This window comes from Streptomyces sp. 13-12-16, assembly GCF_002114215.1.
Taxonomy (GTDB): domain Bacteria; phylum Actinomycetota; class Actinomycetes; order Streptomycetales; family Streptomycetaceae; genus Streptomyces.
Map to the genome: position 1 here is coordinate 1 of NZ_NCTE01000246.1, position 1,201 is coordinate 1,201.

Genomic DNA, 1,201 nt, shown 5'->3' on the forward strand with positions numbered 1-1,201 from the left:
CGCGCCCGCACGCGGTGCCCGCGGCGGCCGACCGGCCCGGACTCGGCACCCGCTGGGCGCGGTTCGTGCTGCGCCGGCCGGTGGCCGTGCTGGTGACCGCCGTACTCGGTCTCGGCGCCGTCGCCCTGCCGGCGCTGAGCCTCGAACTCGGGCTGCCCGGCGACGAGTCCAAGTCGGTGCAGACCACCCAGCGCCGCGCCTACGACCTGCTGTCGGACGGCTTCGGCCCCGGCTTCAACGGCCCGCTGACCGTGGTCGTGGACACGTCCAAGTCCGCGGACGCCCGGTCCGCCACGGACCTGGCCGTCACGACCGTACGGGACATGGACGGGATCGCCTCGGTCGGCGACCCGGTGTTCGGCGAGGCCGAGGACACGGCCGTCTTCACCGCCGTACCGGAGACCGCGCCGAACAGCGGCGAGACCAAGGACCTGGTGCACGCGCTGCGGGACGCGGTCTCGGGCGTCGAGGCCGGCACGGGCGCCGGCGTCTTCGTGACCGGCACCACCGCGCTGAACATCGACATCTCGGAGGCCATGTCCGACGCCCTCCTCCCCTACCTGACCGTGGTCATCGGCCTGGCGGTGCTCCTGCTGCTGGTGGTCTTCCGCTCGGTCCTGGTCCCGGTCAAGGCCGCGCTCGGCTTCCTGCTGTCGGTGGGTGCCGCCTTCGGCGTCCTCGTCGCCGTCTTCCAGTGGGGCTGGGCGGCGGACCTGCTCGGCATCGAGCAGACCGGACCGGTCATGTCTCTGATGCCGATCCTCGTCATCGGCATCGTCTTCGGCCTCGCCATGGACTACGAGGTCTTCCTCCTCACCCGGATGCGGGAGGCCTACGTCCACGGCGCGTCCCCCGGCGAGGCGGTCGTCAACGGGTTCCGGCACAGCGGACGGGTGGTGGCCGCGGCGGCGATCATCATGATCAGCGTGTTCGCCGGATTCATCGGGATGAGCAGCCCGACCATCCAGACGATGGGCCTCGGCCTGGCCTCCGCCGTCGCCTTCGACGCCTTCGTGGTCCGGATGGCGATCGCCCCCGCGGTCCTGGCGCTGCTCGGCCACCGGGCCTGGTGGCTGCCCCGTATCCTGAACCGCGTGCTGCCGAACGTGGACATCGAGGGCGAGGCACTGCGCAGCCGGGACCCGGACCCCGAGCCCCGGCCGGACGCGGCGGTGCCGCCGCTCCCCGCCGGCCGCCGGCC

At 73.3% G+C, this 1,201-nt stretch carries 1 protein-coding gene; it reads left to right on the top strand.

Features of this window, described 5'->3' with window-relative positions; genetic code table 11:
- On the top strand, positions 1 to 1,201 hold a 1,201-nt coding region (locus B7767_RS11010; RefSeq protein WP_179167105.1), incomplete at both ends, for an MMPL family transporter.